This is a genomic window from Novosphingobium subterraneum (genome assembly GCF_000807925.1).
GTDB lineage: Bacteria > Pseudomonadota > Alphaproteobacteria > Sphingomonadales > Sphingomonadaceae > Novosphingobium > Novosphingobium subterraneum.
Map to the genome: position 1 here is coordinate 96,042 of NZ_JRVC01000017.1, position 20,814 is coordinate 116,855.

The 20,814-nt window shown below is 65.6% G+C and carries 17 protein-coding genes; 7 read left to right on the top strand and 10 right to left on the bottom strand.

Annotation, left to right across the window (positions count from 1 at the left end; genetic code table 11):
- Position 1 precedes the first annotated feature (1 nt).
- From NJ75_RS16035 to tsaD, 4 genes are read right to left on the bottom strand one after another with little or no spacing between them, the layout of a single operon-like run.
- A complete protein-coding gene (locus NJ75_RS16035; protein WP_407668295.1) occupies positions 2-559 on the bottom strand; it encodes a hypothetical protein in 558 nt (185 codons plus the stop codon).
- 31 nt (positions 560-590) lie between these two features.
- On the bottom strand, positions 591-2,069 hold the full coding sequence (locus tag NJ75_RS16040; RefSeq protein ID WP_039336260.1) for a lipopolysaccharide biosynthesis protein: 1,479 nt from the start codon (positions 2,067-2,069) through the stop codon (positions 591-593).
- A complete protein-coding gene (locus tag NJ75_RS16045) occupies positions 2,062-3,057 on the bottom strand; it encodes an NAD(P)H-dependent glycerol-3-phosphate dehydrogenase (protein ID WP_039336262.1) in 996 nt (331 codons plus the stop codon). The genes NJ75_RS16040 and NJ75_RS16045 overlap by 8 nt, the downstream gene beginning before the upstream one ends.
- Positions 3,054-4,199, bottom strand: a complete 1,146-nt coding sequence (gene tsaD / locus NJ75_RS16050) for a tRNA (adenosine(37)-N6)-threonylcarbamoyltransferase complex transferase subunit TsaD (RefSeq protein ID WP_039336264.1) — start codon at positions 4,197-4,199, stop codon at positions 3,054-3,056. Before tsaD ends, NJ75_RS16045 begins: the two co-directional genes overlap by 4 nt.
- Before the next feature lie 45 nt (positions 4,200-4,244).
- Between tsaD and hemC the strand changes: the two genes are divergently transcribed.
- From hemC to NJ75_RS16070, 4 genes are all read left to right on the top strand, one after another.
- Positions 4,245-5,180 carry a hydroxymethylbilane synthase gene (hemC, locus tag NJ75_RS16055; RefSeq protein ID WP_039336266.1) on the top strand — a complete coding sequence of 312 codons (936 nt, stop codon included), beginning with the start codon at positions 4,245-4,247 and terminating at the stop codon, positions 5,178-5,180.
- The gene (locus tag NJ75_RS16060; RefSeq protein WP_039336268.1) at positions 5,177-5,854 is read left to right on the top strand and encodes a uroporphyrinogen-III synthase; all 678 of its coding nucleotides are present in this window, start codon (positions 5,177-5,179) and stop codon (positions 5,852-5,854) included. Before hemC ends, NJ75_RS16060 begins: the two co-directional genes overlap by 4 nt.
- 29 nt (positions 5,855-5,883) lie before the next feature.
- A complete protein-coding gene (locus tag NJ75_RS16065) occupies positions 5,884-6,819 on the top strand; it encodes an MICOS complex subunit MIC60 (RefSeq protein WP_052242574.1) in 936 nt (311 codons plus the stop codon).
- 132 nt (positions 6,820-6,951) lie between these two features.
- Entirely contained in the window at positions 6,952-7,179 is a 228-nt protein-coding gene (locus NJ75_RS16070) for a hypothetical protein (RefSeq protein ID WP_039336270.1), read from the top strand.
- A 170-nt stretch (positions 7,180-7,349) separates the two neighbouring features.
- Here the strand turns inward: NJ75_RS16070 and NJ75_RS16075 are convergent, their stop codons facing one another.
- Positions 7,350-8,567, bottom strand: a complete 1,218-nt coding sequence (locus NJ75_RS16075) for a UbiH/UbiF/VisC/COQ6 family ubiquinone biosynthesis hydroxylase (protein ID WP_039336273.1) — start codon at positions 8,565-8,567, stop codon at positions 7,350-7,352.
- Positions 8,564-10,249 carry an alkaline phosphatase family protein gene (locus tag NJ75_RS16080; protein WP_039336275.1) on the bottom strand — a complete coding sequence of 562 codons (1,686 nt, stop codon included), beginning with the start codon at positions 10,247-10,249 and terminating at the stop codon, positions 8,564-8,566. Before NJ75_RS16080 ends, NJ75_RS16075 begins: the two co-directional genes overlap by 4 nt.
- 66 nt (positions 10,250-10,315) lie before the next feature.
- On the opposite strand from NJ75_RS16080, the gene NJ75_RS16085 reads away from it, so the two are divergent.
- Positions 10,316-12,406 (top strand): protein-disulfide reductase DsbD family protein, encoded by a 2,091-nt coding sequence (locus NJ75_RS16085; RefSeq protein ID WP_236727167.1) that lies wholly within the window; start codon positions 10,316-10,318, stop codon positions 12,404-12,406.
- Positions 12,407-12,429: 23 nt separating this feature from the next.
- On the opposite strand, the gene NJ75_RS16090 is transcribed toward NJ75_RS16085, so the two are convergent.
- The 4 genes from NJ75_RS16090 to NJ75_RS16105 form a co-directional block, all read right to left on the bottom strand.
- Positions 12,430-13,203 (bottom strand): SDR family NAD(P)-dependent oxidoreductase, encoded by a 774-nt coding sequence (locus NJ75_RS16090; RefSeq protein WP_039336279.1) that lies wholly within the window; start codon positions 13,201-13,203, stop codon positions 12,430-12,432.
- Positions 13,204-13,275: 72 nt separating this feature from the next.
- Entirely contained in the window at positions 13,276-14,676 is a 1,401-nt protein-coding gene (locus NJ75_RS16095) for an efflux transporter outer membrane subunit (protein ID WP_039336282.1), read from the bottom strand.
- A complete protein-coding gene (locus NJ75_RS16100; protein ID WP_039336285.1) occupies positions 14,673-17,810 on the bottom strand; it encodes an efflux RND transporter permease subunit in 3,138 nt (1,045 codons plus the stop codon). Before NJ75_RS16100 ends, NJ75_RS16095 begins: the two co-directional genes overlap by 4 nt.
- Positions 17,811-17,816: 6 nt before the next feature.
- A complete protein-coding gene (locus NJ75_RS16105) occupies positions 17,817-18,995 on the bottom strand; it encodes an efflux RND transporter periplasmic adaptor subunit (RefSeq protein ID WP_236727168.1) in 1,179 nt (392 codons plus the stop codon).
- 355 nt (positions 18,996-19,350) lie between these two features.
- Between NJ75_RS16105 and NJ75_RS16110 the strand changes: the two genes are divergently transcribed.
- Together NJ75_RS16110 and NJ75_RS16115 are read left to right on the top strand one after the other, a co-directional pair.
- Positions 19,351-19,626 (top strand): HU family DNA-binding protein, encoded by a 276-nt coding sequence (locus NJ75_RS16110; RefSeq protein ID WP_039336287.1) that lies wholly within the window; start codon positions 19,351-19,353, stop codon positions 19,624-19,626.
- A gap of 557 nt (positions 19,627-20,183) precedes the next feature.
- A complete protein-coding gene (locus tag NJ75_RS16115; RefSeq protein WP_039336289.1) occupies positions 20,184-20,711 on the top strand; it encodes a DUF4402 domain-containing protein in 528 nt (175 codons plus the stop codon).
- The last annotated feature ends 103 nt before the right edge of the window (positions 20,712-20,814 follow it).

The following is a 20,814-nucleotide window of genomic DNA, read 5'->3' on the forward strand; positions in this document are numbered from 1 at the left end:
GTCAGACCTTGCCGAACCTGGCTTCGTAGGCGGCGGTATCGCCGCTGGCGAGAAGCTTGGCCTGCTCCACCCAGTTATCGCGCGTGGCGCGGCCGGCGAAAGTGCCAAGCTGGGCGTCGATCTTCGCGATGTCCTCATCTGTCCACGCTGCGATCTGGGCATAGCTGGTGACGCCAAGCGAGGCGAGCAGGGCCTTGAGCTTGGGGCCAACGCCCTTGATGCGGCCGAGGTCATCGCCGCCCTGCGGAGTAGGGGCAGGAGCAGAAACAGGCGCCGCCTCGACCACTTCCTCGGCAGCAGCAGCGGCGACGACTTCGCCGATCCCGGCCATGGTGCCAACGCCCGGAGGCGGCGTCACGAGGGCAGCAGCGCTTGGCGCATCGATCAGGGCCATGTTGCGGGCGGCCTTTTCGGCGCCATCCGAGAGGACGTCAGTGTATTCGCGCCGCTTTGGGGCTGGCCTGGCGCGACCCCACACCCACCACACCACGAACGCGACGAGAAGAACGATGCCCGCCAGCAGAATCTGGTTGGCTTCGAGCGATTGCAGCATCTGCATGACCCCTTACGCGAAAATCTCAGCGACGATCTCAGGCCGGTTGCTGCTTGCGGAACAGCACGCGGTCCTCGGGCCCGAACGCGCGGACCCACAACATGTAGCAGTAAATACCGAGAATTGCGGGAATTCCAACGGCCAGTTCGGCCCACTCGGGTGCCCAGGTCATCGCAACGCCCACAGCGATGGCGGGTACGATCGCCCAGGCAAGTCCCCAGCGCCAGTTGCTGATCGAATGGCCGAGAATGCCGGTCAGCACCCGCGACTTCACCGCCGAGGAGAGGCCAAGCGAGATGGCGAGGGCCAGCGAAGCCGCGGCGGCCACGTACATCGGCCCCGGCGTCACCTGTCTGGCGACGAGGATCAGGGCAATGGTCAGCACGGCCTGCAGCGCGATCGTGGCCAGGCTGATCCACAGGTTGCGCATGCGCGCCAAGTAGACCAGCGCCGCTTCGCTCACCACCGCCTTGGACGCGACGACTTCGGCCACCAGCAGAAACACCAGCGCCGCCGTGCCGGAAACGAAAGCGGGACCGCCGAGGCCCATCAGCCCCTCGCCGGGAATGCCAAGCGCCAGCGCGATGCCGATCTGCGCCGCGCCGATCCAGAAGCCGACCTGGCAAACCTGCTTGGCGATCGCAGCGTAGTCCTTGTCCTTGACGCTGCGCGTGATCACGGGCCCAAGCACCGGCTCGAAGCTGGTCTTGAGCTTCTGCGGCAGCGAGGCGATCTGCTGGGCGAAGTAATAGATGCCGACCGGCGCCTCACCCACGAAGAAGCGCAGGATGAACACGTCGAGCTTGCGCGTGCCCCACTCCACGGCGTCTGCGCCTGCCAGCGGGATGTTGCGGCGAGCGATCTGCCACAGCGGGCCGGGGCGCGGCTTCCACGCGCGCGGCAGTCCATAAGTGCGCAGCAGGACGAAGACCGCGACGCCCGTCGCCGCCCAGACCGAGGCGAGATAGGCGAGAGTGAGGCCGGAACTCGGCCAGATGAAATAGAATGCGCCTGCCGCGATGGAGATCGTCCACGGCTCGACCACGGAGCGGGCGCGAACCGTGGTCGCCACGTCGAAGCGGTAGGCAAGCGCCGCGAGGGCAAGGTCGCCGAGCGCGAGGCCGGGGATCGAGAGCACCAACAGGCGGTCGGCCAGCGTGAAATTGCCGCTGGGATACATCGATTGCGGAAACAGGTAGATCAGCGCGCCCATGCCGAGCGCCAGCGACATCGCCAGCAGAACCGCATCGCCGACCACGTTGGCGGGGTGCTCGTCGTTCTCGGCAAGGCGCTGGGCCAGGCCGCGCTTCTGGCCCAATGTCGCGAGCATCCCGGCAAATTCGACCATGACCAACGCGGAGGCGAAGCGCCCCATCGCTGGTGCGCCATAAAGACGGCTGGCGATGAACAGGAACGGGATGCGCGCGAGAAGACGCAGCAGGAAGCCGAGGAAATTCGTCCGCCCGCCCTTGGCCAGCGCGGCGATATCCTGTTGCGGGGGCTTGGCTTCAGACAAGGACTGTTTCCGCCTTGAGCGGGCGCGACAGCAATCCTGCGACGACGTCCCGCGCCGGGGCAGCGCCTTCGAGCAGGGTCACCACCGCCTCGACGATCGGCATGGAGATATCCCGGTTGCGCGCGATTTCGGCGAGGACCGGCGCGGTGAAGGCGCCTTCGGCCACCGAGTTCCTTGCGCCCAGCACATCGGCCGCGCTGGCGCCCTCGCCCAGCGCCTTGCCGAGCGAGAAGTTGCGGCTGGAGGTGGACGAGCAGGTCAGCACGAGGTCTCCCAGGCCCGAAAGGCCGGACAGCGTTTCCGCCCGCGCGCCCAGAGCCAGGCCGAAGCGCTGCATCTCGGCAAAGCCACGGCTGATCAGCGCTGCACGGGCGTTCTGGCCGAGGCCGAGGCCATCAACCACGCCGCAGGCAATGGCGAGGACGTTCTTCACTGCGCCGCCGATTTCGGCACCGGCCACATCGTCGGAGTAATAGGGCCGGAAGGTCGGGCGGGCGATGGCGGCGGAAAGCCGCTGCCACTGCGCTTCGCCGCCTTCGCAGGCGAGCGTCACGGCGGTGGGCAGGCCGGCTGCCACCTCGTGCGCGAAAGTCGGGCCTGACAGGACGGCAATCTGCGCACCCGGCGCCGCATCACGCGCGACATCAGCCATCAGACGCCCTGTCCCGGCCTCTATGCCCTTGGAACAGAGCACGACGTCACCGCTCTTGCGGCCCATCGCGCCGAGCACGCTGGCCAGAAACTGCGCCGGGGTGACCATCAGCAGGACTGGCAGGGACGCCATTTCGGCAAGGTCGCTCGTGGCGCGGACCGAGGGCGCAAGCCGTGCCGAGGGCAGGAACAGGCTGTTGGTGCGGCTGGCGTTGATTTCCTCGACCAATTCGGCCTCGCGCGCCCAGAGCAGGACTTCGCGGCCGTCGCTTGCCAGCATCTGGGCGAGTGCGGTGCCCCATGCGCCTGCGCCAACGACACCTACACCAGCGGTCATGCCTTTACCCCTGCGCCACGCACCGGCGCGGCATTATCGTCGAGCGGCCAGCGCGGGCGCGCTGCCACGTCGAGCGGGTCGGTATATCCCAGAGCGAAGCGCTCAGCGCCAGCCCAGCCGATCATCGCGGCATTGTCTGTGCACAGTTTCGGCGGCGGGGCGACCAGCGGCAGGCCATGTTCGGCAGCCAGAGCCTCAAGCGCGCCGCGCAGCGCCGCGTTGGCGGCAACGCCACCTGCAACGACCAATGCCGTCATCCCGGGCGCAGCGGTGGCGAGCGCAATGCGCGTGCGATCGATCACGCAATCGAGCGCGGCCTGCTGGAACGAGGCGGCGATGTCGGCATCGCTGTAGGGCTGGCGGCCTTCGACAGGCTCAGGCCGAGCGGGGTTTTGAGTTTCGGGATTCGCCTCAGACCGCTCATCCTGAGCCTGTCGAAGGAAGGTCCGCTGCGCGTCCTTGGCCCGCATCACCGCGCTCTTTAGCCCGGCGAAGGAGAAGTGCGGCTCGCCGCTTCCCACCAGCGGGCGCGGCAGCGGCACGGCCTTGGGGTTGCCCTCGCGCGCCAGCCGCTCGACCGCGGGGCCACCGGGATAGCCCAGGCCGAGGATCTTCGCGGTCTTGTCGAACGCTTCGCCCAGCGCATCGTCGATGGTGGTGGCAAGGCGGCGATATTGGCCGACACCTGCGACTTCGAGAATCTGGCAGTGCCCGCCCGAAACCAGCAGCAGCAGGTACGGGTATTGCAGCGACGGATCGGCGAGGCGCGGTGAAAGCGCGTGGCCTTCAAGGTGGTTCACCGCGACCAGCGGCTTGTCCGCCGCCATAGCCAGCGCCTTGGCGGTGACGAGGCCGACCATCACGCCGCCGATCAGGCCGGGGCCTGCGGTTGCCGCAATCGCATCGACATCATCGAGCGTCATGCCTGCATCGGCCAGTACCGCCTCGACCATCGGGCCCAGCACTTCGACATGCGCGCGGGCCGCGATTTCCGGTACGACACCACCGTAGGGGCGATGAGCTTCGTCTTGTGAAGCAATGCGTTGCGCAACGATGCGCGCAGCCAACGTCGTGCCATTGCCGTCAATCACCGCGGCAGCGGTTTCATCGCAGCTGGATTCTATGCCAAGGATCAGGGCCATCTGGCGCTTTCCTCTAATGATAATCCCCGTTACGGCAAGCAAAGCATGAACACAGCCACTCCCCAGAAGCCGCTGAGGCTCGGAACCCGCCGCTCCCCGCTCGCCATGGCTCAGGCGGAGGAAACCCGCGAGCGACTGTGCGCCGCCCATGGTTGGGACCAAAGCATGGTCGAAATCGTGCCGGTCACCGCCAGCGGCGACAAGATCCTCGACCGGCCGCTGGCCGAGATCGGCGGCAAGGCGCTGTGGACAAAGGAACTCGACGCCTGGCTGTTCGAAGGTGAAATCGACTTCGCGGTCCATTCGATGAAGGACGTGGAAACGCTGCGGCCTGAACAATTCTGCATCGCCGCCGTTCTTCCCCGCGCCGACGTGCGTGACGTGCTGGTTGGTGCGGCCTCCATCCATGCCATTCCGCCCGGCGCGCGCGTCGGCACCAGCGCGCCGCGCCGCGCCGCGCAGATGCTTCACGCCCGGCCGGACCTCAAGATCGTCGGCTTTCGCGGCAATGTCGCCACGCGGCTGGCCAAGCTGCAGGCGGACGAGGCGGACGTGACATTGCTTGCCGCCGCGGGCCTGCAGCGCCTGGGCGAGACCGGCGTCGGCACGCCGCTGTCGGAGTTCGAGTGGCTTCCTGCCCCGGCGCAAGGCGCGATCGGCATCGAATGCCTGGTGGCCAGCGATGCCGTGCGCGGCTGGCTTGCAGCCATCGACGACAGGCCGACGCATGAGGCGGTGCTGGCGGAGCGCGCGCTGCTGGCGGCACTGGGCGGCAATTGCCACAGCCCGATTGCGGTGCTGACGACGCATCACGAAAGCTCGCTCACCGTGCGCGCCGCGATCTACAGCCCGGACGGAGCAGAACGGATCGAGGCGAGCGAGACGTTCGCGCCTGCCGACCCTGAAGGGCCGAAGCGGCTGGCGCATCGCCTGCTGTCAGAGGCGCCGGAATCGGTAACGGTGCACTTCTCCGGCGCATGAGCTTGCCGCTGGTGGTGATCCGGCCCGAGCCGGGGAATGCGACGACCTGCGCGGCGGCGCGCGCGTTGGGGCTGGAACCTGTCGCAGCGCCGCTTTTCGAGATCGAGCCGGTGGACTGGGAAGTGCCGGACGAGCGCTTTGACGCCATCCTTGCCGGCAGCGCCAACGTGTTCCGCCATGGCGGGGCAAGCTTGGCGGCCTTCGCGGAGGTGCCGGTGATCGCGGTGGGGGAAACGACGGCGGCGGCGGCACGATCTGCCGGCTTTGTCGTTTCGCGCATCGGCGAAGGCGGGTTGCAGCCGGTGGTCGCCACGCTGCCGCCGGGGAATTACATCCGAATCGCAGGTGAAGATCGCGTGACACTGACCCCGCCCGAAGAGGTGCGAATCGTCACGGTTGTAACTTACGCGTCCCGGAAACGGGCAGTTCCTGCAGCGCTTGAACTGGCGTTGGAGCGCGGTGCGGTGGTGCTGCTGCACTCGGGCGAAGCTGCCCGCCATTTCGCCCAGGAATGCGAAAGACTTGGAATCTGCAAGGAAAGTCTCCATCTTGCCTGCTTGGCCCCACGCATAGCGGAACTCGCTGGCAATGGCTGGGGCACAGTCGCAGTGGCTGCCGGCAGGACCGACAAGGAGGTTCTGGAACTCGGCGCGCGGATGTGCCAGACAGTGTGACATCGGGGCGACAGGACAAGCGAAAACGCATGGAGGATCTGGTTTACAGCGCGCGGGGGCAAAGCCCGCGAAGGAGCGGCATAGGCGGCCGCGGCATCGCTGCGCTGGTCGCCGGGTGCCTGCTGGCGGGTGCTGCCGGAGCAGCGTGGCTCGGATGGCATAACGGCCTGATCGACGTGCGCATGGACGGCTCGGGCCTGCCGCAGCTGGTTACTTCCCCCACCACGGAACCCGCCCCCGGCCCCTCGGCCGCCGAAACGGCCGCAGCGCAGGCGCAGATCGGCGCGCAGATTGACAACACCGCCGCCAAGATCGCCATGCTCGAACAGCGGCTGGCCGAACTGAACCAGCAGGCCATCGCGGCATCGGGCAATGCCACCCACGCCGAATCGCTGCTGCTCGCTTTCGCCGCGCGCCGCGCACTGGAGCGCGGCCAGCCGCTCGGCTGGATCGAAGCGCAGTTGCGCGCGCGCTTCGGCACCACGCAGGGCGCGGCGGTGGACCGGGTGATTGCCGCAGGCTCCGCGCCGGTGACGCTCGCCCAGCTTGGCGAACAGTTCGAACTGCTCGCACCCGAGCTGGTCGGCGGCAAGGCGAACGAAGGCACGTTCGACTGGCTCGGCCGCCAGCTGTCAGACCTCTTCGTAATCCGTCACGACGATTCCCCCTCGCCCGCGCCGGAAAGCCGCCTGCAACGCACCCGCGCCTTCCTCGCCGGCGGCAAGATCGAAGCCGCCGCCGCCGAAGTCGAAAAGATGCCCGGCCACGACGCTGCCGCCGACTGGCTGGTGCGCGCCCGTGATTACATGGCGACACAGCGCGCGCTCGATCAGCTGGAAGCAGCAGCGCTGATGGGCGCGCAGCCGGTTGCCGCACCCGCGCCCACGGTTGCGCCTGACCCGACGGCGAGCGCTTCGCCTGCAGTGCCGCCGCTGCCTCCGGCGGGGTCCACGCCGCAGATTTGAGTGGTAGGTTAAGGGCGGTGATTGGCGCGGTCTTCTCTCCCGGGATTTGCGCCAAGCGTCGTCGTCGCTGAGACGACACAATTGGGGACATTGGCCTACAACCTACAACGGTGAACAGACTTAGAGGTTGCGATGTCGAAGTCAGCACAACAACGGTGGAGCGATCACCGAGATCGCATTCTCGAGAACATCGGCAGTCGTAAGATTGCCCGCGTGGAGATCCCAGGTTGGCAGCCGGTGAGCTTTGACGAGGGCATGCGCTGGCTCCAAGCAACGCACTATGAGGGCTTCAAGGCAGATCATAACTTGCTCGCCAACGGTGAAGCTTTGATTCTGCAATTACGTAGCTGGGAAGAATAGCGTCGGTTTGCGCTCCAAACCGCAGCATCAGATACCCAAAACCCGTCGTCCCGGACTTGATCCGGGACTTGGCTTTTCTTCTTCGGCGCTGGGCTGGAAAGAAAAGCCAAGCCCCGTGTCGAGCACGGGGCGACGGTTAGGTGGTCATCCGCGGCGCAACGCCGCCAACATCACGCCGCCCGCAGCAGCTTGGGCAGGTCGCCGCTCATGCCGCGCGCTTCGTCCATGAACCAGCGCTTCAGCGGCGCCGCGCGCTGCACGCCGGCCATGCCGAGGCGGCGGACTGCCGAGGGGAGCTTGCCGGGGATGCCGAACAGGCGGGTCAGCACATCCGTTGCCGTGGCCACCATGAAGGTATCGGCCGCGCGCCAGCGTTCGTAGCGGGCGAGGAGTTGCGCGTCGCCTACGTCGAGACCCAGGCGCACGCCGTCCGACAGCACCTCGACCAGTGCCGCGACATCGCGCAGGCCGACGTTGAGGCCCTGCCCCGCGATCGGGTGCATGCCGTGCGCGGCATCGCCGACCAGCGCCAGCCGGTCCTCCACGATGCGCGCGGTGTGGTGGAAATTGAGCGGATAGGACGAGCGCGGGCTGGCCAATTCGATCTTGCCGAAGATGCCGTGCATGCGGCTGGCGACTTCATTCAGGAACATCGCCTCTGGCATGGCCAGCACGGCGGCGGCGTCCTTCTCGGCCACGGTCCAGACCAGCGCCGAACGATGCTTGCCATTTTCATCAAGCAGCGGCAGCAGCGCGAAGGGGCCCGCCGGGTAGAACACTTCCCACGCGACGTTGCCGTGCGGCTTCTCGTGCGTCAGCCCAGCGATGATCGCGCGGTGGCCGTAGTCCCACTTGGCGGGCGTGAACCCGGCCTCGTCGCGCGTCGGGCTCTTGCGCCCTTCGGCTGCGACCATGAGCCGCCCCTTGAGCAGGCGGCCATCGGAGAGCGTGACCGAAACGCCGTGTTCGCCGCGCTCGCGGGCAACCACGTGGCTGTTGGGGTGGAAGGTGATTGCCTCTTCGCGCGCGGCCACGCCGTACATCGCAATGCGCAGATCGCGGTTGGCGTACATGCGACCGAGCGAGCCATCCCCCTCGCCCGGCTTGAAGTCGATCCGGCCCGGCTTCATCCCGTCGGTCACCGCGATGGATTCAATCGGGCAGCCCTTGGGCGCCAGTTGCTCGGCCATGCCGAGGTTGGTGTAGAGGTTCCAGCTGGCAGTCGAGATTGCCGAGGCGCGGCCGTCAAAGCCTTCGGCGGTCTGCGCCGCAGGGTCGGAATTGTCGACCACGTGGGAGGTGATTCCCGCCTTGGCGAGGCCGATGGCGAGCGTCATGCCCACCAGACCACCACCCAGAATAACGACGTCTGCCTGCGACTCGTTCACTTGACCACTCCACATGTATTGCCGACGCCACCATCGAGATCGAGGCAGCGTCCGTCAAATGCACCTTGGGGGATCTTGAGGCCGATCAGTGCCGCAAGTGAGGGGGCGATGTCCACCGTTTCCACGCCGCTCGGCTGTTCGAAACCGGTCATGCCCTTGCGCCAGAACAGGATCGGCACGCGGCGGTCGTAGTCCCAGGGGCTACCATGCGTGGCGACGTAGCCCTTGCGCGCCTGCGGAATGGCGACCACGCCCCGCTTGAGCATCACGACGAAGTCCCCCGAATGCAGCGGGTTGTACGAGGCGCGCGCGCGTTCGGCCAGGGTCCAGGTTTCGGGCGAGCCCTGCGGCATCGGTGTCGCGGCGATTTCCGCGGCCGAGAGCACCTTCTCGACGAAGGGGCTGGTCATCAGGATCGCGCTGGCGTCGTCGATGATCTTGCCCTTGAGGCCGATGTCGAGGTCCTTGCGCAGCCAGTAGTCGCCCGCGGGGCCATCCGACAGGATCAGGCTCTTTGGCTCGAGGCCATAGCGCTTGCCGAGGGTAGCCGACAGCGCCTCGGCCGAAACTTCCGGGCCGACGCGAGAGGTCTTTTCAAGGCCCTGCTCGTGAAGGCGTTCGGGAATGTCGAACCCGCCGTGATCGGCAGTCAGCACCACGGCATAGTCGATCCCGCGCTTGTCGAGGCTGGCGAAGAAATCGCCGAGCGCCAGGTCAAGCTGGGTCAACTGGATGCACATCTCCGCGCCCTCGGTGCCGGTGGCGTGGCCGACATAGTCGGTGGCCGAGAGGCTGACGGCGAGGAGATCGGGCACGGTGTTACGGCCCAGCTTCTGTTCGTCCACCAGCTTGACCGCGAGGTCCAGCGTGGCGCGGTCGAGCCGGGGCGACACGCGGAACTGCTCGGGCTCGCCCGCCTTCAGCGCGAAGTGGCCATTGCCGACTGAAACGTCGCCCGCCTGCACCGCACGATCGGCGCGGCGGCAATAGGCCGGTAACGGAAACTCACCCGCGCCCTTGGCCAGCAGCCGGTCGATCTCGGCATTCTGCGCGACCGCCGTCGGGCCCAGCTGACGCCCGGCAAGCGTGACGAACTGCTTGCCCTTCCACCAGTAGACCTGGTCGATATCGTGCCCGCCCATCATCAGCGCGCCGCGATCCTTGCCCGAGACAGCAATGTTGCGGGCCGCAGGGTTGGCCTTCTTCATCCACTCACCCAGCGTCGGCACCAGCAGATGCACGGGCGAGGCGACGTAGTCCCGCGATCCCGCCGTGCGCTTCGATACGTCCTCGGCGCAATAGACGACCTTGGGGCCCGTGGTGACGGTCTGGTCGATCCACGAGTTGGCGATGATGCCGGTGTGGGCCGGGCGGTTGCCGGTCAGGATCGTCGAGTGGCCGGGGCAGGTCTCGGTTGCGGCGTGGCTCTGGTAGCCCGCCGGGAATACCGCGCCTTGAGTCAGCCGCACGAAGCCACCGGTAAAGTGCTGGCGATACTGCGCGAAGATGTCGGCGGAGAACTGGTCGATGGAAATCGCGACAAGCAGCTTGGGCGCGCCTGCCGGAACCTGCTGGCTGACCGCGGGCGCGGGCGATACCTCCTGCGCCGCAAGTGGAAGGATCGGGGCAGCGCATGCCAACAGGACTGCGGCGTAACGGGTAAGGGCTTTCACGCGAAACATACTCCTGTGGGCACGTACACTGGACTCGAAGGAAGGCCAGCCGTAGGACGCCCAAGAGCGCTACGCATGGCCCGCCAAGCGCTCCCGTTCAAGGGGCCAGATGGAACCGGTAACGCCCTGATGCCGATACGCGAACTGGCCGGGATCAAGACCTTGCGCACAATAGCGATGTTTGTGACAGCGCTGTTGCTGATGGTCTTCGCGCCCGCGCAAGCAGCACCCAACCACATGCGCGCCAGCCTGATTGCCGAAGGTCCGGCGCAGCCCGGCAGCACGGTCGCCCTTGCCCTGCTGATGCAGCCCGAAAAGGGGTGGCACGGCTATTGGTCGAACCCGGGTGATGCCGGCTATGGACTGACGCTCGACTGGACCCTGCCCAAGGGCGCAAGCACCGGAGCGATGGAGTTTCCGGTGCCGCAGACCTTGGTTATCCAGGGACTGATGAACCACGTGTACGAGCACGACTATGCCGTGCTGGTGCCGCTCAAACTGCCCGTCGATGCAAAGCCGGGCACGATCCTGCCGATCTCGGTCAAGGCGCAATGGCTGGTCTGCACCAATGAGATCTGCGTGCCCGAACGCGCCGAGTTGCAGGGCACGGTTACCGTCGGAAGTGGCCCGGGGGACAAGCGCTTCGAGGGCTGGCGCTCAGCGATGCCTGCCCCGCTCGACCGTCCGGGCACGTTCAGGCTGACCGGCAAGGTCCTGCGCCTTGCCTTGCCCTTTCCCGCCTCGGCGCCGCTCGATGCACCCCATCTTTTCCTGAAGACCGAGCGCGTCATCGACTATGCCGCCGCCCAGCGCTTTTTCCGCAACGGCGATACGCTGGTGGTGGAAGTCCCGCTGGCCAAGTCACCCGCTCCGTCCGAAAGGATCGAAGGCGTGCTGGCGATGGGCAAGGATGCAGGCGGCATCGCCTTCGCTTCGGCCCCGGGAGCCGTGCCAACGGGGGGTGATGAAGTCGGCGGCGAAGGGGCCTTCACCGCATCGACGCTGGCGTTCGCCTTGTTCGGCGCATTCCTCGGCGGCCTGATCCTCAACGTCATGCCCTGCGTGTTTCCGATCCTCAGCCTCAAGGCCCTCGCCCTCGCCCGAGGCAATTCGCAGAATGCACGGAGCGAAGGCCTGGCCTACACGGCAGGCGTAGTGCTGGCCTGCCTGATGCTCGGCGGTGCGATGCTGGCCCTGCGCGCGGGTGGCGAAGAGGTCGGCTGGGCGTTTCAGCTGCAGGAGCCGGGCGTGGTCGCGGTGCTGCTGCTGCTGGCCGTGGCGATCACTGCCAACTTTGCTGGCCTCTATGAGCTTCCCGGCCTTTCGGTCGAACGCGGTGCAGGCCATTCGGGAGCATTCGGCACCGGCCTGCTTGCCGCATTCGTTGCCACGCCCTGCACCGGACCGTTCATGGCCGCAGCCATGGGTGCCGCCCTGGTCCTGCCGGCATGGGCAGCGCTCGGCGTATTTGCGGCGCTTGGCCTTGGTCTTGCGCTGCCGTTCCTGCTGCTGGGCTTCGTCCCTGCCCTGCGCCGCCTCCTGCCCAAGCCTGGCAAGTGGATGGAGCGCTTCCGCCGCATCATGGCCCTGCCTATGGGACTGACCGCGCTCGGCCTGGGTTGGCTCACCTGGCGGATCGGGGGCGCGCAATACGCGGCCGTCGCCGTGGCAATCGCGGTGATCCTTCTGGCAGCGCTGGCCGCCATCGGGATCACGCAGCGCAAGAGCAGGCCCATTGGCGCGCTGGCCGCAGTCAGTGCGCTGATCATGATCGGCGGAGTGGTGGGGCTTCCACCACCGGCACCCGTGGCAGGCGTCGAGGAAGACCTGCTCGGTTCACGGCCGTTTTCCGAGGCTGCCCTTGCCGAGGCACGCCGCAACAACCTGCCGGTTTTCCTCTATTTCACCGCCGATTGGTGCCTGTCCTGCAAGGTCAACGAGAAGGTTGCGATACAGACCGACATGACCGATGCGGCGTTTCGGATGCGTGGCGTGGTGGTGATGCGCGCAGACTGGACGCGGCGCGATCCGGAAATCACGCGCTTCCTTGCAAGGCACGGCGCGGCGGGCGTGCCCCTGTACCTGTGGTATCCCAACGGGGACGGAGAGCCGCAACAGCTGCCGCAAGTCCTCACCAAGGACCTGCTGGTCAGCCTGGTTGGCTGAGGCCGGCGGTCAGCGCCTGAGCATCAGAGCGACTGGCCGTCGTCGACCGAAATGAACGTGCCCGTGACCTGCCGCGAGGCGTCGGAGGCAAAGAACAGCATCATGTCGTCCAGCGCCGAAATCTCGGTCAGGCGCTTGCGCGGCCATGAGGCGATCTGCGCCTTGCCGCCTTCGCTATCGAACCATTCGCCATCGATCTCGGTGCGGATGTAGCCGGGCTGGATCACGTTGACGTTGATTCCCAGCCGTGCCCATTCGCGGGCGAACTGGCGGCCGAGGTGCTGCACGGCGAGCTTCGTGGCCGCATAGGCGCTGTCGCCCTGCGCGGTCATCTGCGCGGTGATCGATCCGGTCAGGATGATGCGCCCTTTCTCGGACTGCTTCGATCCGGCCGCGATCATCCTTCGCGCCCCTTCGCGTGCTGTCAGGTAGACGCCATTGAAGTTGGTATCGACGACCCGGCGCATCGCGTCGGCAGGAAGGTCGATCGAGCGTCCCGCCTCGACGATGCCGGCGTTGGCGACGACGACATCGGGCACTCCGACACTGGCTTCGGCCGCATCGAAGGCCGCGATGATCGAGGCTTCCTCGGTCACGTCGAGAGCAACGGCCTGCGCCTTGCCGCCTTGGCCGTTGATCTCCTCGGCAAGAGCAGCCACGCGCTCAACCCTGCGCGCGCCGATGACCACCGACGCGCCGGCGGCTGCGTAAAGACGGGCAAAGCGTGCACCTAGGCCTGATGACGCTCCGGCAATCAGCGCAACGCGGCCTGCGAGCGAATAACGTGGGGCTTCCATGGTTCTCTCCCGATGTGGCTCGAACCATTTAAGCGCATGGTTAAATCTGGCAACCCGCTTTTCGCGAGGCGATCACTGCCTTGTGACTTCCACCAGTCCCCCACCCAGCGCGCGATAGAGTTCCACCATGTTCGCCGCCTTGGTCAGCCGCGCCGATATCAGCGACTGGCGAGCGCTGTAGAGCGTCCGCTGGGCGTCAAGCGGTTCGAGGTAATTGGCGACACCAGCGTCATAGCGCGACTGGCTGATGCGATAGGCGGTCGCCGCATTGGCCTCAAGCGACGACTGGGCACGGATGCTCTCGTCAATCGTCCCGCGCCGGGCCAAGGCGTCGGCCACTTCGCGAAACGCGGTCTGGATGGTGCGTTCGTAGGTTGCAAGGGCTGCATCGCGCGAGGCCTTTGCCGCAGCAAGGTTATTGGCCGTAGCGCCCCCATCGAAGATGCGCTGCCGCAGCGAGCCGTTTACCGTCTTCTGAAATTCTCCGCTGTTGAAGATGTTGGTGAGCCCGGCACTGGCAAAGCCGAACAAGCCCGTGAGCGAGAGGGTCGGGAAGAAGGCAGCGCGGGCTGCGCCTATGTCCGCATAAGTGGCCTTGAGATCATGCTCGGCCGCAAGCACGTCGGGGCGGCGCAGCAGGACTTCCGATGAAAGCCCGACCGGCAAGGCATCGCGTATTTGATCGCCCGCCCCCAGGGTTGTCGGCAGAAGGTCATCGGTGAGCGGCTTGCCCACGATAAGGTCGAGCGCATTGCGCGCCTGGGCAAGGCTGGTGCGAAAGTCTGCTACGGCCGCCTCAGCGCTGTTTAGCGCGGTCGTCGCCGTGGCGACTTCGAGCCTGGTGCCGATGCCGTTGGCTTCACGCCGCACGTTCACGTCGAGCGTGCTGCGCCGGGAAGCGACGGTTTCCTCGGCAATGCGCAAGGCGTCGGCTGTCGCCGCGTAGGACAGCCAGGCGCTCGCCGCCTCGGCGACCAGTGCGATCTGCGTCGCCTTGCGGCCTTCGTCGGTGGCGAGATAGGTCTCGAGCGAGCTGCGGCTCTGATTGCGCAAGCGTCCCCACAAGTCGATCTCGTAGGCGCTCGTCCCGGCTTGGACGAGGAAATTGTCGGTTACCCGGCCCGCTGTTCCCTGCACCGCCGATAGCGTGCCAGTGGCGTTGACAATAGGGAACAGTGCCGCACTATCCACGCGATAGAGCGCCCTCGCCCGTTCGACGTTGGCCAGAGTGGCACGCAGGTTCCGGTTCTCGGCAAGAGCCGTGGCGATGACCTGCTGCAGGCGGGGATCTACGAAGAATTCCCGCCAGCCCAGCGCGTCGGCGGCAGTCTCGGTTCCGGCCAATGCCGGATAGACCCCGCCTTGGGGCAAGGACTGCGGCACCGGCGGCGTGGGCTGCACGTATCTCGGCGCGAAATTGCATGCGCCCAGCGCCAGCGCAGGCAGGGCCGCGAATGCGATCTGCCGCTTCATGCCGTTTCTCCTGCAGCAAGAGGCGGCCGCTTGTTCTTGCGACGGTCTACCCAGCCCTTCACCACGACGAAGAACACCGGCACCAGGAAGATCGCCAGCACTGTTGCCGAGATCATACCGCCCATCACGCCAGTGCCGATCGCCTGCCGCCCGTTGGCGCCCGCACCATCTGCGAACGCCAGCGGAATGACGCCGGCGATGAAGGCCACGCTGGTCATGATGATCGGGCGCAGCCGCAGGCGCGCGCCTTCAAGCGCGGCGTCGATCGCGCTTGCCCCGCGCGCCATGGCGAACTCGGCAAACTCCACGATGAGGATCGCGTTCTTGGCGGACAGGCCGATCGTCGTCAGAAGTGCCACCTGGAAGTAGATGTCGTTGTCGAACCCGCGCAGCGTGACCGCCAGCACCGCGCCGACAATCCCGAGCGGGATCACCAGCAGCACCGCTACCGGCACCGACCAGCTTTCGTACAACGCGGCAAGACACAGGAAGATGAAGAAGATCGAAGCCGCATAGAGAAGGCCCGACTGGCTCGATGCCGCGCGCTCCTGATAGGACAGGCCGCTCCATGCGGGTGTAAAGTTTCCTTCGAGCTTGCCGACGTTCTCTTCCATGATCGTCATCGCATCGCCCGAGCTCACGCCCGGCGCCCCGCTTCCCTGAAGCTGTTGCGCGGCGATGCCGTTGAAGCGGTCCAGGCGCACCGGTCCTTGCGTCCACCGGGTCGATGCAAAGGCCGAGAATGGCGCCATCTCGCCGTTGGCACTGCGCACGAACCACTGGCCAAGATCTGCCGGCTTGGCGCGATAGGGCGCATCGCCCTGCACGTAGACACGCTTGACCCTGCCGCGATCGACGAAGTCGTTCACGTAGAGGCCGCCCCAGGCGATCGACAGCGTCGAATTGGCGCTGGCAGGCGCGATCTGGAAGGCAGTGAGCGCATCGTCGTCGATGTCCACCTTCAGTTGCGGCGTGTCTTCCAGACCGCTGAACCGGACTTGCGCCATGCGCGAGTCCTCGCCAGCCAGCTTGGTCAGCTGTCGGCGTGCAGCGGTAAGCGCTTCGCGGCCCGCGCCGGACGCATCCTGCAACCACATTTCAAAGCCCGACGAGCTGCCCAGCCCGCGGATCGGTGGTGGATTGAGTATGAAGATCTGCGCTTCGCGCGATGAACGGAAATGGGCGTTCAGGCGTTCGGCTATGGCCGATGCGGACCGGTCCGCACCCTTCCGCTCGGACCAATCCTTGAGCAGGATGAAACCTTGCCCCGCATTCTGCGCCGATCCCGACTGCCCACGTCCCATCACGACAAAGACTGCCTTGATGTTGTCGGCCTCGCTCTTGCGAATGTAATCCGATATGCCCGTTGCGACTGCGCGAGTCTGTTCCGTGGTCGAACCCACCGGCAATTGGTAGCTGATCGAGATATTGCCCTGATCCTCGTCGGGCAGGAAGCTGGTTGGCAGCTGCACATAGAGCGCGACCATGGCGATGGTGATACCGATGAAGGCGATCATCCAGGCGCGGGGGCGCCCCACGATCCGGGCCAACCGATTGCGATAACGCTCTTCAAGACCGGAATAACCCGAATTGAACGCGCGGAAGAACCGGCCTTTGGGCTTTTCATGATCTGCCACGGGCTTTAGCAGCGTGGCGCACAGTGCAGGCGTGAACACCAGCGCGACCAGCACCGAAAGCGTCATGGCTGAAACGATCGTGACGGAGAACTGACGGTAGATGGCGCCGGTCGACCCCCCGAAGAACGCCATGGGCACGAAGACAGCCGTGAGGACCAGCGTGATCCCGATCAGCGCCGAGGTGATCTCCTCCATCGACTTGACGGTGGCCTCGAGCGGACCAAGCTTCTCCTCGTGCATCACGCGTTCGACATTCTCGACCACCACGATGGCGTCATCCACCAGCAGGCCGATGGCAAGAACCACGCCGAACATCGTCAACGTGTTGATAGTATAGCCAAACAGGAAGAGCACGCCGAAGGTGCCCAGCAGAACGACCGGAACGGCAATCGCCGGGATCAGCGTGGCGCGCCAGTTCTGCAGGAACACGAACATCACCACCACGACCAGCGCAATGGCTTCGAAGAGGGACCAGACCACTTCCTCGATCGAAAGCTTCACGAAGATCGAGCTGTCACGCGGATAGGCAACGGCATAGCCTTCGGGCAGATCGGCGGAGAGTTCCTCAACCTTGGCCTTGACCAGATCGGCCGTGCGGGTGGCATTGGCGCCCGAGGCAAGGCTGATCGACAGGCCGGTGGCCGGCATGCCGTTGAACCGGCTAAGCGCACCGTAGCTTTCCTCGCCCAGTTCCACCCGGGCGACGTCCTTGAGCTTGACCACCGAGCCATCGACATTGGTCTTCACGACCACGTTCCTGAACTGGTCAGGCGTCTCAAGGCGCGAGCGTGCAGTGACCGTGGCGTTGAGCCGCTGGCCTTCGGGCGCAGGATTGGCGCCGATCTCGCCCGCTGCAACTTGCGTGTTCTGGGCCTGCAACGCAGCCGTCACGTCCGAGGGCATCAGTTGCACCGCCGCCAGCCGCAAGGGATCAAGCCAGACCCGCATGGCAAAGGATCCGCCGAAGATGTTGGTGCTGCCAACGCCCTCCACGCGCGAGATCGGATCCTGAAAGTGCGTGGTCAGGTAGTCGGAGATGTCGGAGTTCGTCGCGCGGCCCGTCTTGTCGTAGATCGACACGACCATGAGCTGATCGGACTGCGCCTTGTTGACGTTGACGCCCTGCTGCTGGACCACGGCCGGCAGGCGGCTGACCGCACGCGAGATCGCGTTCTGGACCTGAACCTGCGCGGTATCGGGATCAGTACCCTTGTCGAACGTGACTGTGATGCTGGCAGACCCGTTCGACGAGGTCGAGCTGAAGTAGAGCATCCCGTCGAGGCCCTTGAGCTGCTGCTCGAGCACCTGGGTGACCGAGTTCTCGACCGTCGAAGCATCGGCGCCGCCATAAGTCGCGTTGATCGAGACCGTCGGCGGCGCGATATCGGGATATTGCTCCACGCCCATGGTGCGCAGCGCCAGCAGGCCGGCCGCCATGATGACGATGGCCAGTACCCACGCGAAGATCGGTCGGTATGCGAAGAAACGGGAAATCATCCGCGATCAGTTCCCGCCGCTTGCGCCAGAGCCCGCTGCCCCCTCGGGCTTCGACTTCGAACCCGCCGGAACCACCTTGACCTTCTGTCCCTCGCGCGCATTGATCAGCCCCTCGACGACTACCCTGTCGCCTGGCTTCAGTCCTGATGTGACGAGCCAGTTCTGTCCCACCGGATTGTCGGCGACCACGTCGCGCTTTTCGAGTTCGTCCTTGGCATTCGCGACAAGCACACTGGCCCGCCCACGCGGATCGCGACTGACGGCGGCCTGGGGCACGAGTATGCCGTTCGGCACCGTTCCCTGACCGACGCGGGCCCGGACGAACAGGCCGGGCAGCAGATCGCCTCTGGGATTGGGCACGACCGCGCGCACGGTGATTGTACCGGTTTCGGGATCGACGTCGATGTCGGCGGGATTGAGCTTGCCCGCAACCGGATAGGTGCTGCCGTCGGGCAGGATCACGGTCACGGGGGCCGCGCCGGCAACGAGCTTGCCGCTCTCGATCGCGCGACGCAGCGCGATGAAGTCTGCCCCCGACTGCTTGATGTTGACGTACATCGGATCGAGCCGCTGCACTTTGGCCATGGGCGTAGCCTGGGCGTTCGTTACCAGAGCTCCCTTCGTCACCATCGAAATGCCGATGCGCCCGCTGATCGGCGAGGTGACGCGGGTGAAGCCAAGATTGACCTGTGCCGACGAAAGCGCTGCCCGCGCCTGCCCCACTGCCGCGCGTGACTGATTGTAGGCTGCGCGTGCGTCTGCTGCTTCCTGCTTGCTTACGCCGCCCTGTTGGGCAAGCAATGCAAAGCGTTCGGCCTTGAGTCGGTTGGCCTCGACGGTAGCCTGCGCAGCCGCAAGCGACGCCGAGGCCTGAGCTTGGCTAGCGGCGTAGAGCCGGGAATCGATCTGGTAGAGCGGCTGGCCGGCCCGCACGAACGAGCCTTCCTGGAATAGCCGAGCGGTAACGAGCCCCGCCACCTGCGGTCGCACTTCGGCAATCTCCGATGCTTCCGTACGCCCGGATAGTTCGGTCGTCAGTTCGACCGGCTCGGCTCTTGCCACCATGACGCCGACGACCGGCGTTGGCTTTTCCTTCTGGGCATCGGCGGAGCCGCAAGCCGAGAGCGCCAGCGCCGAGGCAACAACGGTAGGCAGGGCAAATACAAAGCGATTGGTCGACGACAAGGACAGTCTCTCTCGAAATCTCGATCGTTCCATCGCACCGGCCACAGCAATTGCGAATCGCGCCCTGCGCGGCGCCATCCGTGCTGCAAGTGCGAGATGCGTTTCCGACCCGTGTCTAGCAGATTGCCGCATTGGCGCACGTCCCTTGATGGGCAAGCGCAAAAGCTGCGACACAAAGTTACAACTGGCCTTGGACCTCCTCGAAATCTCCGATTCGTCGCAGTGCAAGTCCAAAATCGCCGCAAAATCACTGGTAGCGCGCGAAATTCGGTGGAAAGACGGCCGCAGGCCATGGCTTTCGCGGTTCTGCTTGCGTTAGCCGTGCCGTCCCTTTCCAGCAGAGGACATCAGGACAATGAACAACAGCGACCTCGCAGATACCATCGCAGCAAGCCACGGCCTTTCGAAGGCAGACGCCCGCAAGGTCGTCGACGGCGTGTTTGCCGCGATCGCCGACGCAGCCGCGAAGGGCGAGGAAGTCTCGCTGAACGGCTTCGGCAAGTTCAAGGTCAAGAACACCCCGGCCCGCGAAGGCCGCAACCCCTCGACCGGCGCCACCATCCAGATCGCAGCTTCCAACAAGCTGACCTTCTCGGCTGCCAAGGCGGTCAAGGACAAGCTGAACGGCTGATCCGTTCCGGACCGGCGCCCGCACTTGTGGGCGCCGGGTCCACATCATACGGTGCGCCAATCCCGCAGCACCGTGCCGGTCATCCGGCAATTTCGCCAGGATCCCGTCCAGACGGTTGAACCGGCATCCCCTTCCAGAACTGAACCCGATTCCGCCCGCCCGCGCATCGATCGGTCACGCCTTCACCGGGGCCAGACATACCTGCCGTAAATTATCGAGCGCCCTTCGCGGCCGAGATGTGGGTATTAATAACTTTAGTTAACGGCTCGAGAGCGCAGTCCCCTTCCTCTAACATTAAATGATGTTAAATTTGACCCGAATTCTCGACAGAAACGGGCATATATGCATGAATATAAACGATATTTCACTATGAGCATGGTAAACAGCTGTTGACGATGACTGCGCCCAAGCGGGCGGAAATTAACCATTACTTAGGCCCCTCTACCTAGGAAACGCCCTTGTCCGGCCAGTTCGCCGGCAAAGGTTTGTGCGACATCCGGCACGATCCTTCTCGGGACAACTCCGGTGGCTCCGGAGTGTTGGATAGGGGAATTGAGATGAAGAAGTTGCTTGCCAGCGCGGCAATTGCCGCCGGGCTTCTGGCCGGAGGATCCGCCTTCGCCCAGACTGCCGCAAATACCAGCAGTGCTACTGCGTCGGGGTCGGTCACCATTGTCCGACCGCTGACGATCACCAAGAACAGCGACCTTGCCTTTGGCCGCATCGTGCGTCCGCGCACCGGCGGAACCGGTACGGTCACGCTGGCAAACACCGGCAACTCCGTTGTCGCCGCCAGCGGTGCCGTCGCACTTGCCAGCACCACCAGCCGCGCACAGTTCACTGTCGATGGCGAGGGAGGCCAATCGGTCACCACCTCGATCCCGGCGACGGTTACCCTGACCAGCGGGACCAACACCATCCCGGTAACGTTGCTGCCCGACTTCGGCAGCACGGTGACCCTCTCTGGCGCCCTGGCAGCCGCAGGATCCGCCACGCTCAACGTCGGCGGATCGTTCAGCCTGCCTGACACACAGGCTTCAGGCGCCTATACCGGCAACTTCACGGTGACTGTCACCTATCAGTGATGGAACTTCGGGGAGCGTTGCCGCATCTGCGCGGCACCTCCCCGAGGCAGACGGCAACCGTCGGCGAGAGGGGGACAAGCCATGGACGCAGGATCGAAGGTTC

Excerpts from the sequence above, each read along its gene's own strand:
- NJ75_RS16035 (WP_407668295.1), bottom strand. The coding sequence starts at position 559 with ATGCAGATGCTGCAATCGCTCGAAGCCAACCAGATTCTGCTGGCGGGC.
- NJ75_RS16045 (WP_039336262.1), bottom strand. The coding sequence starts at position 3,057 with ATGACCGCTGGTGTAGGTGTCGTTGGCGCAGGCGCATGGGGCACCGCA.
- tsaD (WP_039336264.1), bottom strand. The coding sequence starts at position 4,199 with ATGGCCCTGATCCTTGGCATAGAATCCAGCTGCGATGAAACCGCTGCC.
- hemC (WP_039336266.1), top strand. The coding sequence starts at position 4,245 with ATGAACACAGCCACTCCCCAGAAGCCGCTGAGGCTCGGAACCCGCCGC.
- NJ75_RS16060 (WP_039336268.1), top strand. The coding sequence starts at position 5,177 with ATGAGCTTGCCGCTGGTGGTGATCCGGCCCGAGCCGGGGAATGCGACG.
- NJ75_RS16065 (WP_052242574.1), top strand. The coding sequence starts at position 5,884 with ATGGAGGATCTGGTTTACAGCGCGCGGGGGCAAAGCCCGCGAAGGAGC.
- NJ75_RS16070 (WP_039336270.1), top strand. The coding sequence starts at position 6,952 with ATGTCGAAGTCAGCACAACAACGGTGGAGCGATCACCGAGATCGCATT.
- NJ75_RS16080 (WP_039336275.1), bottom strand. The coding sequence starts at position 10,249 with ATGTTTCGCGTGAAAGCCCTTACCCGTTACGCCGCAGTCCTGTTGGCA.
- NJ75_RS16085 (WP_236727167.1), top strand. The coding sequence starts at position 10,316 with ATGGCCCGCCAAGCGCTCCCGTTCAAGGGGCCAGATGGAACCGGTAAC.
- NJ75_RS16090 (WP_039336279.1), bottom strand. The coding sequence starts at position 13,203 with ATGGAAGCCCCACGTTATTCGCTCGCAGGCCGCGTTGCGCTGATTGCC.
- NJ75_RS16095 (WP_039336282.1), bottom strand. The coding sequence starts at position 14,676 with ATGAAGCGGCAGATCGCATTCGCGGCCCTGCCTGCGCTGGCGCTGGGC.
- NJ75_RS16100 (WP_039336285.1), bottom strand. The coding sequence starts at position 17,810 with ATGATTTCCCGTTTCTTCGCATACCGACCGATCTTCGCGTGGGTACTG.
- NJ75_RS16110 (WP_039336287.1), top strand. The coding sequence starts at position 19,351 with ATGAACAACAGCGACCTCGCAGATACCATCGCAGCAAGCCACGGCCTT.
- NJ75_RS16115 (WP_039336289.1), top strand. The coding sequence starts at position 20,184 with ATGAAGAAGTTGCTTGCCAGCGCGGCAATTGCCGCCGGGCTTCTGGCC.